This is a genomic window from Streptomyces sp. NPDC037126 (assembly GCF_055605965.1).
This window is the reverse complement of record NZ_JBVJTD010000038.1, coordinates 36,525-51,229: the sequence shown is the minus strand read 5'-3', so window position 1 is coordinate 51,229 and position 14,705 is coordinate 36,525. Positions and strand designations below refer to the sequence as shown.

Below are 14,705 nucleotides of genomic sequence, written 5' to 3'. Positions count from 1 at the left end.
AGGTTCTTGCCGATGTCCAGCAGGACCCGCTGAACGTCGGCCAGGTACCGGGCGGTTGCCTCCGGGCTCTGCGCGACGTCGCGCAGTGGGGAGTAGTTCGGGTCGTTGTTGCTGTTCACGGCGGGGATTCCCTCCTGGTGTACTGGTGGGGCTGTCGACTGCTTCCGGCAGTCGCAGCGAGGGCCAGCCCGATTCGAGCGGGCTGGCCCTCACTGGTGTGTGCCGGACGGTTGATCAGGTCAGGTACTTGTCCGCGTCCTCGGGACGCAGCAGGCCGGCCTCCTTCAGCAGCCGGATCGCGCGGGGCTGGTTGACGGACAGCTCGGTACGGACGCGGCTGATGTTGACGAAGCCGTCCGTCTCACGTGGCAGCTCCTGTACGAGCGGGAGCAGTTCGGCGTCCGTACGGGCGGGCGTGGCCGTACCGGTACGCCCGGCGATGGCCGTTCCGCTTGTACGAGTGCGGGCGTCCGTCGTACTGGTACGCGCGACGGGAGCGCCGTCAGCCGAGGTCGTACGGGCGGTGACCGTACTGGTACGCCCTCCGCCCTCGTACACGGCGGCGCTGGTACGGCCGGAGTGCTCCGTACTAGTACGCGCCGCCCCGATCGAGGCAGCCTGTACGCCGCCTGTACGGCCGCTGTACGCGCTGTTCAGGCCCGCATTCGTTTCCGCCGGGGCGGGGTGGTGCAGGGTGCCGTGTACAGGTTCCGTACGAGCGGTGCCGTGGGCCGTACGAGCGGGGACCGTATCGGCTGACGCGCCGTACGAGTCCGTACCGGAGGGGCTTGTACGGGCGTGCTGCGTACCGGCCGCGCCGTCCGTACGAGCGGCCGTACCTGTACGTCCGTCCGTTCCGGTTGCCGTGTCCGTACCACCGTGTCCGTCCGTACCGGCGTCGTGCATGAGCGAGTGGACGCGCCAGATGACGGCTACGAAGATCAGCACGACGAACGTCGTCAGCCACCACGGAGCCGAGGCGCCTTCGGGTACGAGGTGCGCCTGCTCCGACAGGTGGAAGACGACGTTGGCCGACGCCATCAGCGCGAGCGCCGCCCCGATGTCCTTCTTGGTGCGGAACGCGGTGACGCAGTAGACGTCGATGGACACCGGCAGCAGCGGGGCGACGTACGGGTGGATGCCGACCATGCGGGCCAGCTCGTACTCACCGGAAGCGGCGAGCCCGACGCCGGCGGCGAGCGCGATCCACGGAGCCGTCTTCCACGCCTTGCGGCTGAGCTTCTGGTGCCAGCCGCGCCAGCGGGAGTTGGCCCGCTTGGCCTCGCGGGCCTCATCGAGCAGCCGGCGGGCGCGGGCCTCGTCAGCCTGTGCCCGGTCGGTGATGCCCTTGGCCTTGCGCTGCGCTTCCGTGGTGATGCGGTCGGCCTCCTTCTGCGCGGCCTCCCGCAACTGCGCGGCGACGGTCTTGGCTTCCTCCCGCAGCCGCTCGCGCTGCTTGTCGCAGGCGGCCTTGAGCCCGGCGAGCTCGTCGGCGAGGGCCTTGCGCCGGATGGCGGCCTCCGCGTCGAACTGGTCGGTGAGCTTGCGCAGCTGCTCGCGCAGCTCGGTGCGGGCCTGCTCCGCCTCGGTGTGCGCGGCGGCGACGTGCTGGTCGGCCTCGCGGCGCCGGTCGTCGGCGGCCTTGACCGCGTCCGCGTACAGCGCTTCCGCCTCAGCGCGGCGGCCGTCGTACTGCTCAGCCGCTGTCGCCGCGAGCCGGGCGAACCGCTCGCGGGCCTGCTCGACCTCCCGTTGCGCCGCGGCCACCAGTTCGTCGGCCTGCTCCTGGGCGCGGGCGAGGATCTGCCCGGCCTCGGTGCGGCGCTGGTCGACCAGGGCGCTGATCTCGGTGAGATCGGCCTCCGCCAGGCGCCGCAGCTCGGCAACCGCCTTGGCGGTCGCCTCACGGTCGGTGGCGGCCAGCTCGGTCAGGTCGGCGACCTGCGCGCGGGCCTCCTTGACGAGGGTCTCCGCACGGTCGCGCGCGTCGGCCAGGAGCCGGTCGGCCTCGTCGCGCGCCGCCTCCAGGTCGTTCTTCGCCGCCGCGCGCTGGGCGGTGGCCTCCTGGTCGGCGTCAGCGGTGATGCTCGCGGCGCGGCTCTGCGCCTCGGTCATCAGCGCGGTGACCTGCTCGTGCGTGTCGGAGACGGTGCGCGCGGCCGCCATCTCGGCTTCCGCCTGGAGGGCGGCTCCGTGCTCGCGCGCGGTGTCGATGATGTCGGCGGCCCGGTCCCGGGCGTCCGCGACACGGGCCAGCGCCTCGAAGTCCATCTCCGTCTCCATCGTTCCGGCCGGGGCCGGGGGAGCGTCGGGGGTGGTGGAGGCGGTGGGCTGCGGAGCCGGACGGGACTGCGCCGCCGGCTTTTTGCGGGCGGTGGGCCTCTTGTTGCGGGTTCGAGTGGCGGCCACGCCGCCTCCTTCCAGGTCGATGCCGCCCCGGCCGGGGCGGCGGTTCACGGGTGGTTCGGTCAGTCGCGCTGGGCGGGCAGCTCCGGCCGCTGGTTGGCGGTCGCGTGCTGCTGGGTGAGCCAGGCGAGGGCGGCCGCGGTCATGTCGTCGGCCGCGCCGTCGGTGTTCAGCGGCGCAGTGTCGATGTCGCGCATCGCGTCGACGGCCGGCAGCAGTCGCATGTAGTCGGGGTTCGCGTAGTAGATCGGGCGGCCGTTGGGCAGCGGGGTCAGGTCGTAGGTGTCGCCCAGGCAGACCCGGTCGACGCGGCAGACGAAGGTGTGGCCGGTCTGTCCGGTCCAGAACTTCTCCGGGTCGCGGTACAGGACGAACTGGCCCCGCTCGAACTTGATCGCGGGGATGGTGCTCTGAGCGCTGTCGCGCACGGCAACTCCTTAACGGGTCACGCGGTCCGGACTGTCCGGCTCCCAGTCACCGCCCGTACCGGCCGCCAGCTTCAGCGGTCGGTACGGGCAGATCAGGCAACCGTCAGGCCACGACCGCGAGGAGCCGGTGCGGGGCGACGACTTGGCCGTCGGGGAGCAGCTCGCCGGTGTCCTCGAAGAGCAGGACGCCGTTGCACAGCAGGCTCCAGCCCTGCTCCGGGTGGCCGGCCACGACGCGGGCGGCCTCGCGGTCCGAGCTGGTGGCCAACGGGCACTTCGGCGTGTGCGTGCACAGCGATGTCGGCAACCGCCGGGCCATACCGGTGACGGTCGGGGTGGTGCAGTCCATGAACTCTCCCGGGGGGAAGGGAGCCCGAGGCTTTCCCGGGCTGGAGACGTGCGAAAGACCGGCCGCCCGCGGTACGGGCGGCCGGTAGGTGGCAGTGCTGCGGGGAGGGTCAGAAGTTGCCCGCCGCTCCCGTCCGGCGGTCAGGCGTCGGCACGCTTGCGGGCGGCGCGGCGCTTCATCCGGTGCCGGTCGTCCTCATCGGTGCCGCCCCACACGCCGTGCTCCTGGCCGCTCTTCAGCGCCCACTGCTGGCAGCGCTCCATGACCGGGCAGCGACGGCACACGGCCTTCGCTTCCTCGATCTTGGAGCAGGGCGGGCCCGGTGTTGCCGATCGGGAAGAACAGCTCGGGGTCTTCGTCCTTGCAGGCCGAGGCGACCCGCCAGTCGGTGTTGACCGGCAGGTCGGCGGAGGGCGCGTAGGTCGTACGTACGATGGAGCGGTTCATCAGGGCCTCCCAGAAGGTCCGTACGAGACAGCCCCAGGGGCGCAATCCCTGGGGCTGTTCGCATGTCTGCGGCCAGACGGCCGGAGCGGGGGTGAGCTTCCGGCGCTCTCCGCCGACCCCGCACGGGAAGGGGCGGGGCCGACGGGCATGCCGGGGAAGTCAACGGCGGTTGTTCTCCGACCGCTTGTTCTGCTCAGCGTTCTTGCGCGAGAGCTCAGCGCGCTCCGCGTCGGTCAGGCTGAGGACGGCGTTCACCGGACCGTCTCCATCTCGAAGAGCGTGCGGCGGGCGCGGCGGCCGGCCAGCGCGGCCCGCGCGTCGCCGTCGGCCACCAGGTGACGGACCAGCCGGTGGAAGACCTCGGTCTCGTCCGGCTTCGGGCCCCGGCGGTTGTCCTCGGCCTCCATGGCGTCGTAGAGGCCGTTCGATGAGGCGGGGATGGTTCGTGTCATGCTGTGCATCAGGTCCTCCAAGTCAGGTCCTGGACAGCCCCGGGGGTTCCAAGTCGCCGGGGCTGTCGTGCTGTTCAGGCTGTTCGTACGAGCAGCCGCGGCCCCGGCCTCCCCGATCACTCGGGATGGCCGGGGCCACGGTCGTTCGTCGTGCAGTCCTACCGGGTGAGCTGCTCTTCCTGCATCGCCAGGAGAGTGATCGCGCTCATCAGGTCGGCGCGCTCCCAGTCGGTGAGCTGCGGGGCGTCAACCTTGCGCGGGTTGAGCGTCTGGATCAGCGCGGCCAAGGTGTCGCGGACGCGCCGGAGGTCGGCGTCGGCGACCGACTCCGAGACGTTCTGCCACTGCTGCTCGTGCAGCAGGCGCAGGCCCCACGCGCGGCGGTCGTTCCAGTCCTCGCGGTCCATCTGTGCTTTGCGGCGGGCGGGGGCGAGGCGCTTGGTGTGCGCGGCGAGCTGGGCGAGGCGGCGGCCGTCCGTGCACCGGGAGGTGAGGTCGGCGGCGCGCAGGATGTTCCCGTTGTCGTCCTTGATGGAGCAGGTGGAGCAGCCGCGGACGTGGGCTTCGTCCAGCTTGCGGGCCGTCTTGTCGTCGACGGTGCCGCCGACGATCTGCATGACGGCGGGGGCCGCACCGGCCTTCGGCTTGCGGATCACGCGGGTGGAGCGGCGGCCAGCTGTCTGGGTGAGGCCCTCTTCCAGCCGCCGGAACCACTGGTCGACGGTGAGGTTGATGGTGACCAAGCGGTGGCTGCCGGGGCAGCGGATCGGGTCTTCGGTGCCGGCCTTCTCCGTGTGGTGGGGGACCAGCTTGGGTCGCGCGCTGTGCGGCGTGCTGATCGGCACCCAGGTGCGGCAGGTGGGGCAGACCATCGTGGAGTAGGCGAGGTCGACTTCGTGCGGCTTGAGGGTGGAGACGACCAGCGGGGGGAGGGTGCTGATGGCGCGGGACCGGGCTCGGCGCGGACGCTTCTGAGCGGTGAGGTCACGGGGTCGCGTAGGCATGAGGGCTCCTTCTACGAAGTGGCAGGAGTGCATCGCAGGTGCTCTCTCCGCCCTCCAGGCCGCACGGCGAACCGGCGTCCTGAAGGACAGACAACGCATCAGCGCTGCGGGGTGGTACTCGCTGCAGACCATGGGCGGAGGAGTTAGAGGTGCCTCGGGCTCCGGCCACCGGGGTGGCTAGGGCTTTGGACTCCGGCCACCGAGGTGGCGATCTGCTGCGGTGGTGCTCTCGCGCCCTCAGCGAGCTGAGGACTACTCCGGCCGCCCCGAAGGGCGGACGACTTCCTGCGGTGTAGGGGACCGTGGGTCCGGCTCCCTCATCCGGCGCCGCCCTGGGGGCGGTTCCGGGTGGGGAAGCCGGGTCCGTGAGGGACCCGGCGGGGAGGGATCAGGCCGCGACCGGCAGCGGCAAGGTGGGGAGGGGGCGCAGCAACTGCGTGCCGAGCGACCGGGCCGCGCCCATCAGCTCCTCTCGAATCCATGCGGCGATCGACGGCTCCAGGGCCTCCAGTAGGCGCTCGCGGACGCGCTCGGTGATTGACGGGTCGGCCGCGACGATGTCCCGGGCTGCGTCCCTGCGGGCCGCGAACTCGAGTCCGACCTCGTCCTGCGCCTTGGTGCGGCCGCCCCGCAGGTCGGCCGCGGCGTCGAAACGGACCAGCTCACCCGGGGTCACGAACTCGTGCATCTCCAGCGGCGTACCAAACACGACGTCCAGGTCCACGTCGCCGAACTTGGGTAGCGGCACCTCAATGGCGTCCAGCAGAGCGAGGGTCTCGCTGTCGAACTGCTCGGAGAGGCCAGCGGCGGGGGCGGAGATCGGGTTCATGTGGTGGTGCTCCTCTCGGAGGTGGAGGGTCTCGGGAGGCGTCCCGATGGCGGCTGGGCAGGGCGAAGCAGTCACGAGACGGCGCCTCGGCCACCTCGGTACCGAGGTGGCGCTTTCAGTACAACCACCCTCGGTACCGATGTCAACAACTGCGGTATCGATGTAGGCTCCGTGGGCGATTCCAGGCCAGATTGGCGGGTCCCTCGAGGTGCGTCGGTAGTAAGCCGCCCTAGGATCGCTACCGAGGTAGGGAGACGCATGGCAGACGAGACGGGCGCACAGCGCACCAAGGCTCAGCAGATCGCTGACACTCTGAGAACGGCGATTGAGCGGGGCGAGTACAACCCCGGCGATCGGCTGCCAGGAGAAAACACGCTGGCCACGCAGTACGACGTCGCCACGCTCACAGCCCGCAGGGCACTGAAGATCTTGCAGACCGAAGGTCTCATCGAAACCAAGAAGGGCGCTGGCGCTCGCGTTATCTCCTTCCATCCCATTCGGCGCCGCGGCATCCAGCGGCTGGACCGTGGCCTGTGGGGAAGTGGGCAGACGGTCTGGTCTGCAGACGACCAGCGCTCTCCAGATGTCGACAAAATCACGGTGCAGGAGGACGTAATCGCGCCTCAGCACATCGCTGATGCACTTGGTCTGGCACCCGGCGAGACGGTTTGCGTGCGTAGCCGTCGGTACGTCGTGGAAGGACGCCCGGTCATGGTCGCTGAGTCCTACCTCCCTCAGCCACTGGTGGCCGGCTCGCCTATCACGCAGGCCGACACGGGTCCGGGCGGCATTTACGCCCGTCTTGCCGACCTCGGCCATGCTCCAGCGCGCTTCCGCGAAGAGATTCGCGTACGTATGCCGTCTGCCGAAGAGGCAGTTCGTCTGGCTATCCCAACTGACCGGACCGTCATCAAGCTGGCCCGCACAGCGTTCGACGCTGAGGGACGAGCCGTGGAAATCAACGAGATGACCATGGACTCGGCGGCGTACGTTCTTGAATACGAGTTCGGCGCGTGAAGCCGTTAGCCCAGCATTTGAGCGGAACCGCACCAAGCGCGCTCGGTGCGGTTGGCGGGACACCATGCTCACCGCTCTCGTCGGTTGGTGGGTGTCAGCAGGGCTCGCACTATCAGACCCGTGACACCGGTGCTGGCCATGGTGGTGACGATGTCGCGGATGACTATGAGCAGCACCGACGCGACCAGACCAGCGGCCAGAACTGTGGCAACGCGTATGACGATGGCGCCAGGCTTGCCGCGCGGTCGGGAGCCTGTGGCAGCTCTCGTGCAGTGGCAGGCGTGAGTCGAGCCCAGCTCTGTCCGCATGAAGTCGACGGTCCGACCATGCGCATCGGCCAGACCGTGTGGCGTGTTGTGGGCATGGCGAAGTTGGGTCATCTCGCCTTCTTGGAGAGGCAGTTGTGGATTGCGGCTGGTGGAGCCGTCACTCCAGGTGTAGGCGTGATCTGTGGTGACTTCTACGGTTGCCGTGTATCCGTCGGCCGGATACACGGACTTGGATACATGGAGGGGGCCCGAAATGGGGCAGCGGCCGAATGTGCTGACGCCGGATCATTCGCCCCAGCACCGTCTTGGTTACACGATCCGGGAGCTGCGCGACGCGCGCGGTATGTCCATGCGGGAGTTGGCCACCAAGACCTACGTCTCCCACTCCACGGTGCAGCGATGGGAGAACGGCGACCGCCCCCCGAAGGACCTGGGCACGATAGAACTCATCGACCAGGCGCTTGGCGCTGACGGGTTCCTAATCGAGTTGTGGCACGAGATCAACCGGAGTGTCTCCGGGCCGGGCCATGTATCCGATGTGGCATCCCATGTATCCGATACACCGTTGGAGCTGGCCACGGTCTTGTCGGAGGCGGCACCGTCGGACGATGCGGGGATCTTCGTCCCTCGACGTCTAGACGATGGAACGGTGGTGCTCGTGGCACTCAACCGACGCGCGCTGCTGCGCGCCGGGGCGGGAATCGGTGCAGTGGCGATGACCGGCTTCCCTCTGCCGGTGTCCGCGACAGTCGCAGATGACCCATTCGGGTTCGCCAGAAGCGTGACCGCGAACTGGTCCGGCCTTCGACTGTCCCGCCCGGCTCCCGAGTTCGGTGTCGACTGGCACGCCCTCCTGCCCGGAGGGCGTGCCATGCTCGGCTCCCAGCTCTCGCTGCAGGTGCACCCCGCCCGCATCGAGGGGAGCCGGGTGATCGTGTCCATTCCTGACCAGCAACGCGTGGAGGAGTTCCTGTCACGACCTCATCGCGGTCTGCTGGTCGGGGCGGTCGACACCGGTGACGTCTCAAGGTTCTACGCTCTCGACGGTCGCGCAGCCCGTACCAAGATCACAAGGACTGGCGGTGCGTACGAAGTCACCGCTCCCACCGCCTACGAGCTGGATGACCTCACCTACAGCCTCCTGTGGGCCGTAAGCAACTACGACGACGCCCTACAGGCCGATGACCAGGCTCTTGCCGAGACACGCAGCGATCTCAAGGCCTACGAGCGGCTGTCCGCTTCGGCGGTCAGCCGGGAAGCCGCGCCCGGGCTGAACACCGTGGCCCACATGTGGCTTGGCAGTGACTTCTGCGCCCGCCACATCCTTCGTGCACTCCCTGACCTGCCAGCGCTGCCCGCGTTCTGGACCCGGGAGCAGCGAGGGGAGGAGGCCAGTGCATGGCTGATCTTCGATCACAAGTTCCCATACCTGCGGGAGACCACCAGGGCGCTCGGCGCTACGAGCACCCGAGCGTTCTGCACCCCGGAGGACGTCGTCCGTTCCTCGCCTCGCTACGAACGGATCCTGCTGTTCTTGGCCGTGGCGCTGATGGAGTCGTTGGGGATCCACGCCCAATTCACAGCTGATCCCGCATACGAAGCCGTCGAAGGCTTCGTAGTTGCTCCCGACAGGGAAGCGGTGATCGCCAACTGGGTTCGCGGGGACGGAATGTGGCATGTCGATGTGACGGCCCGGTCCTCGGTGGTCAGGGAATTCACGATCGCGGCGCGCGACGTCAACGCGGACTCGTTCACCGCTGCACCCACGCCTGCCGGACGGCTTCGTGCTCTCGCCCACTATCTCGATCTGCCGTGGTCCTGGCTAATCGAGCGGTGCGGCCAGCTCGCCCGGTACGGCTCGTCCGGACTGGTCCAGTCCCGCAGCCGGCTCGTCTCAGCGGCTGGCATCGATGCCGCGTGCGCGTACGTGGGTTCTCTCCGCGCCGACCACTGACCGCAACCACACCTACTGTCGACGAAGGGGAAGCAGACCATGGCCGACAACGCCCCACGCGGCGCAGTGATCTCTCTTGGCGGCACCATCGCGATGACCGCCCAGACAGACGGCGGGGCAACGCCGACGCTGTCAGCCGACGACCTCGTGGCAGCCGTACCGGACCTTGCCGAAACGGGCATCGCGGTGGAGGTTCACGACTTCCGCCGACTCCCTGGTGCCTCGCTGTCCTTCGCCGACCTGCTTGAGCTCGCCGTCTTGGTGGAGACGCTCGCATCCGACGGAATCGACGGCGTAGTCATCACCCAGGGAACTGACACGATCGAGGAAACCGCGTTTTTGCTGGACCTCCTCACTACTGGAGACACACCGGTCGTGGTGACCGGCGCCATGCGCAATGCCAGCATGGCCGGGGCCGACGGTCCCGCGAACGTGCTGGCCGCCCTCCGTGTCGCGACCAGCACCGAAGCACGCGGCACGGGTTGTGTGGTGGTGTTCGCTGAGGAGATCCACGCGGCCCGCTGGATCCGCAAGACCCACGCAACAAGTCCCACAGCTTTCACCTCGTATCCCGGGCCGATCGGCTACGTCGCAGAGGACCGTGTGCGGATCACGGCACGCCCCGCTCCCTCTCTGACGTTCGATCCCCGCAGTGCCATCGCTGCCGCGCGCACCGCGGTCTACACCGTCGGCCTCGGCGACGACGGAACTCTCTTGCACGCCCTGTGCGACCACGTCGACGGCCTGGTGGTCGCGGCCTTCGGAGCCGGCCATGTCCCGATGGCATGCGTGGACGCGCTCAACGATCTAGCGAAAAGCATGCCCGTCGTCCTCGCCACGCGCACCGGATCAGGCCCCGTGCTCCGGCACACCTACGGTTTCGCCGGCTCCGAATCCGACCTGCTCGAACGCGGTCTGATCTCCGGCAGCACGCTGGACCCCGTCAAGGCCCGCATCCTGCTGCAACTGCTCCTGATGACCGCAGCCGACACCGACCAGGTCGCCCAGGCCTTCAGTGCCCTTTCGTAACCGTCCCCACCAGCCTCAAGGACCCGTCTTGCGCAGCTACGAACTGACCACTGGGCGCACCTTCGCCGTGAATTTCGACCATGGAGACGACTTCTTCCCCACCCTTGCCGAGTTCTGTCGCCAGAACGACGTCCGGCACGGCTACATCCCGATGTTCATCGCCGGCTTCGCAGAGGCTGAGATCGTCGGTGCGTGCGAAAAGCTCGAGGACCCCGAAGCACCGGTCTGGAGCAAGGTTCATCTGACCGGGGTGGAAGCCATGGGGTGCGGAACGCTCGCCTACGCCCCGGAGACAGACTCGGTCCTGCCACACATCCACACGTCACTCGGGGAGAAGGCCCGGTCCGCCACCGGCCACACCAGCCATCTGCTCAGTGCCCGCGTCCAGTTCCTTGTCGAGATGCTCGTAGTCGAGGTCACCGCGCCGGTGATGACACGCCCCAAGAACCCCAGCCTCTACGACGTGCCCCTGCTGACCTTCGGGGCGTGAGAGACCTGATGGGCAACACGGAGGTGCGGACTGACAGGTGGCTACGTCGATCCGTTCTCGCACCGGTCGCCGTCCCGTGGAGCGGGCTCTCCAAGCAGGTGGTTGCCCGCCGCGCGGGATCCGCGAGGGTGTTCGTGCAAAGACTCTGGAATTCCGGACCGATTCCTGTTCGGATCACAAGCATGTGCCGCGTGAGCAGCGCAGTTGAGAATTTGCAGGGCGAATCCAGCAGGGAGGTACGAGGTTGTGAGCGGACGTCAGGGGGCGTCGCGCTTTGCGACACGTGTGCCCCGGGGCCGCGCAGAGTTCGGCGGGAACGGTAGGGTGATCCCCAGCGTTGATCAAAAAGAAAAGTGGCCCCGTCGACCGGCCTTGGACAAGCCGGGAGGGGCCACGTGGCCGACGGACCTTGTAGGAGGGGTCCGGAAGCCTGCCGAGCACCCTTTTCGCGAGAAAGGACGTGCCGACGTGATCAGGGTACCCGTACCCGTCACCCGACACACCGCACCCCGCCGTGGGGTCAGCAGCCATGCCGGTTGCTGGTCCGTCGGCGGGGTGTTCGTGCTGTCTTCGCGCACCCCGGTTCGCCCCTCGGGTGAGGGGGCCGGGATGACCTAGGTCTTCGGGGGCGGCGCCCGTACAGGTCTTCATGCCGCCCCTGGTCGCTCAGCCATCAGGTGATTGGGAGTCACCTTGGCTCAGCGCCCATCTGCCACCGAAGGGCCTTTGGGAGGCCCTTCGAAGGGATTGTTCGTCCGGTTGGGAGCCGGTCGAACAGTTCGAAATCAGGTTTCGGCTAGAAACCAGAAGCACCACGAGGGGCTTCGTCGTGCCGCGAGGCGGGAGCCCTACGACTGGAGTCATTGTGCATGACCTCGTTCGGGGTCGCCAGCTTTGGCGGCTTCGTGTAGTGCCGTTCCATCCGCCGGAGCGGCCACAAAGTCCGCCCGGTGTGGCCGACATCACACGATCTGGTGTCCCTGTGGGCGGTCTCTTCGTCCCCAGCATCCGAGCCGCCGCTGGCTCGCACGTCGTTCATGGGTCCGCTGTCACTCGTCGGAATCTATCCACAGGTGACCTGAGTCAGGGTCGCCGGAGATGAATCATGTCCTCAGGTTTTTCCGGGTGGGTTGGTGAGTGCGGTGTCGGCGTCGGCCGCTGCTGCGCCGAATGTGCCGGACCGGGGTGCGCGGCGTCGCGCCCTGCGAGCTGTTCCGGTCGAGGCCAGCTCCGTGGTGGCGCTGGAGCTGGGCAACCCGCTCCAGCTGACGAAGACGATGCGGGCCCGGCTGCTCGCCGCGGTGCGCGCGCTGGTGACGTCTCCGGCGCTGGCCGATGCGTCGGACAGCACACGGCTGGCGTCGGTGGTGCTGACCGCGAAGGCGGATGCGCGCAAGGACTTCGAGACGTCGATCTGGGCCGCGGAACTCGGGCGGTGGCTGGGGATGTCGCAGTCGACGGTCGCACACACGGTGCTGCCCGAGCTGCGCGCTGCCGGGTTCCTGGGCTCGAACGTCGCGACGAACGCTCTCGGGTGGGCGACGGGCCTGGAGTGCTGGGTGATCCCGATGTACCGGGCGCAGCAGGCCGGCGACCGGCGGCACGCTCTGGCGCTGTCCCGTTCGGAGCTGGCGGTGCTGCTGAGCCTGTGCGAGGTGCTGTTCGGTCCGGGGTGGGCACCGAAGGACAAGCCGGTGGTCCCGGCCGGGCTGCTCGCCGGGCGTACGGGCCGGGGGGCTGCGACGGACCGCCTCGGGCTGCTGCTGATGGTGCTGACGACGGGTTCGGCGGGCTGGCTGCAGCTGTGCCCCGGGTCGGTGGACACGTCCCGGGGGCGTCCGGCGGCGACGGTCGCGCGGCTGCTGGGCTGCACGGCGGCGGCCGGGGCGAAGGTTCTCAAGCGACTCCAGGAGCGGGGCGTCGCGGAGGTGGTGCGCAAGGAGACCGGCTCGGGCCTGAACGCGCAGTCGCGGGTGCGCCTGGTGCCGGTCGCCAAGGCCCACGGCATGGCCGTGCGGGAGGCCCGCCGGGTCGCGAAGTCCGTGTTTTCAGACCTCGCCGGTGCTGCATCCGGAGATCTTGAGTCCGGCGAGACCGGCGAGTCCCTTGTGGCGACTGGGATCGAGGGTGCCGGGCGGGGCGAGATGGCCGGATCGGCAGACCTCGCCGCAACTGCACAGCACCACGCTCTCCACGCTTCTGGGGTTACTCACGGTGGGTCTCTCGTGCTCTCTAGTGGCTTTTCCGGCGAAGGCCGCGGGGGTGAAGGCCGTCGGCCGGAGCGCGCGTGCGTGCGCGAGGACCAGGCCGCCGACGGCGAGAACGCCGCTGCCGCTTCGGCATCGCCGGTGGCTGAGGACGGCCCGCTTCGCGGGGAAAAGCCGAAGGAGTCCCCGGTCGATGAGCGGGGTGGGCAGCGTGCTACCGGGGCTGGTGCCGGTGGCCGGCCGAAGGCTGTGGGCTGGGAAAAGGCGCGGCAGCAGCGGAGGGTGGGCCTTCCGGCTCGTTCTGCTCTGCAGGTGGCGCTGGGGCCGGTTGCGGGGCTTTGGGCGCAGCTTTCCGGCTGGCAGCAGGACCAGGTCCAGGCGGCCGCGGAGGCGGAGATCAAGCGGTTGGAGGGCCTGCTGGAGCACCAGGGCTGCGGGCCGCGGCTGCTGGCCGACCGGCTCACCGACCGGCTGAAGGAGACCGGCGGCGAGGCCCTGGTCGACAAGCCGTACGGGTGGCTGATCCGGCGGGGCCTGGTGCAGCGCCAGGCGTGCACGGACCGGCGCTGCGACGACGGGATCCGGCTGGACACCGGCGCTGACTGCGAGATGTGCGGCAACGTGATCCACATTCGCCGCGCCCGCCGCGCGAAGACCGCTGCTGAGATCGACCGGGAGCTGCCCGGCCTGAGTGGCAGCGAGCGCCGCCGACTCCTCGAGGAGCGGCTGCGCGAGCGGGTCGCCATCGAGGCGGAGGACCTCGAGTGGCGTCAGGAGCGGGCCCGCGTGGAGCAGGCCCGCCGCGATGCGGCTGCCCGGGAGCGGGCGGAGCGCGAGCGCCAGGAGGCGGCGGCCGCCGATGCGGTGCGCCGGGCCCTGCCGTGTGAGGAGTGCGGGCTCCAGCGGTCGGCCGGGCTGTGCGAGGCATGCGGCTACCGGCGCCGGACCGAGGCGGCGATCGTGGAGGCCGGGCTGGTGGCGGCCGCCTGGTCGGCCGGCCTGACCGACTCGGGCGACGTCGCGGCCGTCACCGCTGAGGTGCGCTCCACGATGGAGCGCGACATTGCGGCCGTCCGTGCTGAGTACCTGCGCGCCATGGACCCGGCTGACCAGGAAGCCGAACCGGGGGCCTCCGCTGCCGTGCTCGCGTACGGTGCCCTGCACACCGCCCAGCAGGCGGTCGCCGAGTACCGGCGCAACGCCCTGGCGATGCTGGGCCGGACCGACGAGGCCGAGGCCGAGGCCCGGCGGGCGTACAAGGTGGAGCAGGGCCGCCACTGGTACCGGCACAACCCGAACGGCGCGGACGCAGTCGCCGCCGCGACACAGGAGGCGGAGGACGCCCGTGAGCGCACTGCCGAGCACCTGCTCGCGGTACGGCTGGAGCAGCTGCGCGAGCAGGCCGCCGCCCGCACCGAGCGGGCCGCGGCCGCACCGTGGGCGAACCGACTGCCGGAGCTCGCCGCGCGTTCGCTGGACGGCGAGGCTGCCGGGGCGGTGATCGTGTGAATGCCGAGCTGAGCGGGGTCGACCTCGCGCGCCAGGCCCTGGTCGCGGCCCGGGAGGCGGCGAAGAAGAACGGCGGCACCCAGACGAACAGGCCGAAGCGGCGCAACGGCCCCGTCGTACGCCGTGACGGCCGCGAGCCGCTCGGGCTCGGTGCGGCGATCGGCATGATGATGACCGAGCGCAGCATGGTCGCCCGGCCGCCAGCGGCAGCGTCCTCGCCCAGTTCGACGCCGTCCTCGCCGCAGCCGCGCCCGAGCTCACCGGGCACGTCCAGGCCATCGGCTTCGACGCGGACACCGGCCGCCTGGACGTCGC

At 69.6% G+C, this 14,705-nt stretch carries 12 protein-coding genes and 1 pseudogene; 5 read left to right on the top strand and 8 right to left on the bottom strand.

Annotation, left to right across the window (positions count from 1 at the left end; genetic code table 11):
* Positions 1-234: 234 nt before the first annotated feature.
* The 7 genes and pseudogenes from ACZ7FF_RS41545 to ACZ7FF_RS41515 all read right to left on the bottom strand — a co-directional run bounded on the left by ACZ7FF_RS41545 (position 235) and on the right by ACZ7FF_RS41515 (position 5,915).
* Positions 235-2,409, bottom strand: a complete 2,175-nt coding sequence (locus tag ACZ7FF_RS41545) for a hypothetical protein (protein ID WP_470819513.1) — start codon at positions 2,407-2,409, stop codon at positions 235-237.
* Positions 2,410-2,468: 59 nt separating this feature from the next.
* Positions 2,469-2,834 carry a hypothetical protein gene (locus tag ACZ7FF_RS41540; protein ID WP_470819512.1) on the bottom strand — a complete coding sequence of 122 codons (366 nt, stop codon included), beginning with the start codon at positions 2,832-2,834 and terminating at the stop codon, positions 2,469-2,471.
* A gap of 103 nt (positions 2,835-2,937) precedes the next feature.
* Entirely contained in the window at positions 2,938-3,129 is a 192-nt protein-coding gene (locus ACZ7FF_RS41535) for a DUF5999 family protein (protein ID WP_470819518.1), read from the bottom strand.
* Positions 3,130-3,323: 194 nt separating this feature from the next.
* Positions 3,324-3,630: pseudogene (locus ACZ7FF_RS41530) on the bottom strand (WhiB family transcriptional regulator).
* 251 nt (positions 3,631-3,881) lie between these two features.
* Positions 3,882-4,082 carry a hypothetical protein gene (locus tag ACZ7FF_RS41525; RefSeq protein ID WP_470819510.1) on the bottom strand — a complete coding sequence of 67 codons (201 nt, stop codon included), beginning with the start codon at positions 4,080-4,082 and terminating at the stop codon, positions 3,882-3,884.
* A gap of 158 nt (positions 4,083-4,240) precedes the next feature.
* Complete coding sequence (locus ACZ7FF_RS41520) at positions 4,241-5,086, bottom strand: hypothetical protein (RefSeq protein ID WP_470819508.1); 846 nt, start codon at positions 5,084-5,086, stop codon at positions 4,241-4,243.
* A gap of 388 nt (positions 5,087-5,474) precedes the next feature.
* The gene (locus ACZ7FF_RS41515) at positions 5,475-5,915 is read right to left on the bottom strand and encodes a hypothetical protein (RefSeq protein WP_470819506.1); all 441 of its coding nucleotides are present in this window, start codon (positions 5,913-5,915) and stop codon (positions 5,475-5,477) included.
* 258 nt (positions 5,916-6,173) lie between these two features.
* Here ACZ7FF_RS41515 and ACZ7FF_RS41510 point away from each other — a divergent pair, with 258 nt between their 5' ends.
* Complete coding sequence (locus tag ACZ7FF_RS41510; protein ID WP_470819505.1) at positions 6,174-6,932, top strand: GntR family transcriptional regulator; 759 nt, start codon at positions 6,174-6,176, stop codon at positions 6,930-6,932.
* Positions 6,933-7,000: 68 nt separating this feature from the next.
* Here the strand turns inward: ACZ7FF_RS41510 and ACZ7FF_RS41505 are convergent, their stop codons facing one another.
* Complete coding sequence (locus tag ACZ7FF_RS41505; RefSeq protein ID WP_470819503.1) at positions 7,001-7,426, bottom strand: hypothetical protein; 426 nt, start codon at positions 7,424-7,426, stop codon at positions 7,001-7,003.
* A 28-nt stretch (positions 7,427-7,454) separates the two neighbouring features.
* Here ACZ7FF_RS41505 and ACZ7FF_RS41500 point away from each other — a divergent pair, with 28 nt between their 5' ends.
* From ACZ7FF_RS41500 to ACZ7FF_RS41485, 4 genes are all read left to right on the top strand, one after another.
* Positions 7,455-9,155, top strand: a complete 1,701-nt coding sequence (locus ACZ7FF_RS41500) for a helix-turn-helix domain-containing protein (RefSeq protein ID WP_470819501.1) — start codon at positions 7,455-7,457, stop codon at positions 9,153-9,155.
* A gap of 39 nt (positions 9,156-9,194) precedes the next feature.
* A complete protein-coding gene (locus tag ACZ7FF_RS41495) occupies positions 9,195-10,184 on the top strand; it encodes an asparaginase (protein WP_470819499.1) in 990 nt (329 codons plus the stop codon).
* 28 nt (positions 10,185-10,212) lie between these two features.
* Positions 10,213-10,674, top strand: a complete 462-nt coding sequence (locus tag ACZ7FF_RS41490) for a PPC domain-containing DNA-binding protein (RefSeq protein ID WP_470819498.1) — start codon at positions 10,213-10,215, stop codon at positions 10,672-10,674.
* Positions 10,675-11,906: 1,232 nt separating this feature from the next.
* Positions 11,907-14,390 carry a hypothetical protein gene (locus ACZ7FF_RS41485; protein WP_470819497.1) on the top strand — a complete coding sequence of 828 codons (2,484 nt, stop codon included), beginning with the start codon at positions 11,907-11,909 and terminating at the stop codon, positions 14,388-14,390.
* Positions 14,391-14,705 lie beyond the last annotated feature (315 nt).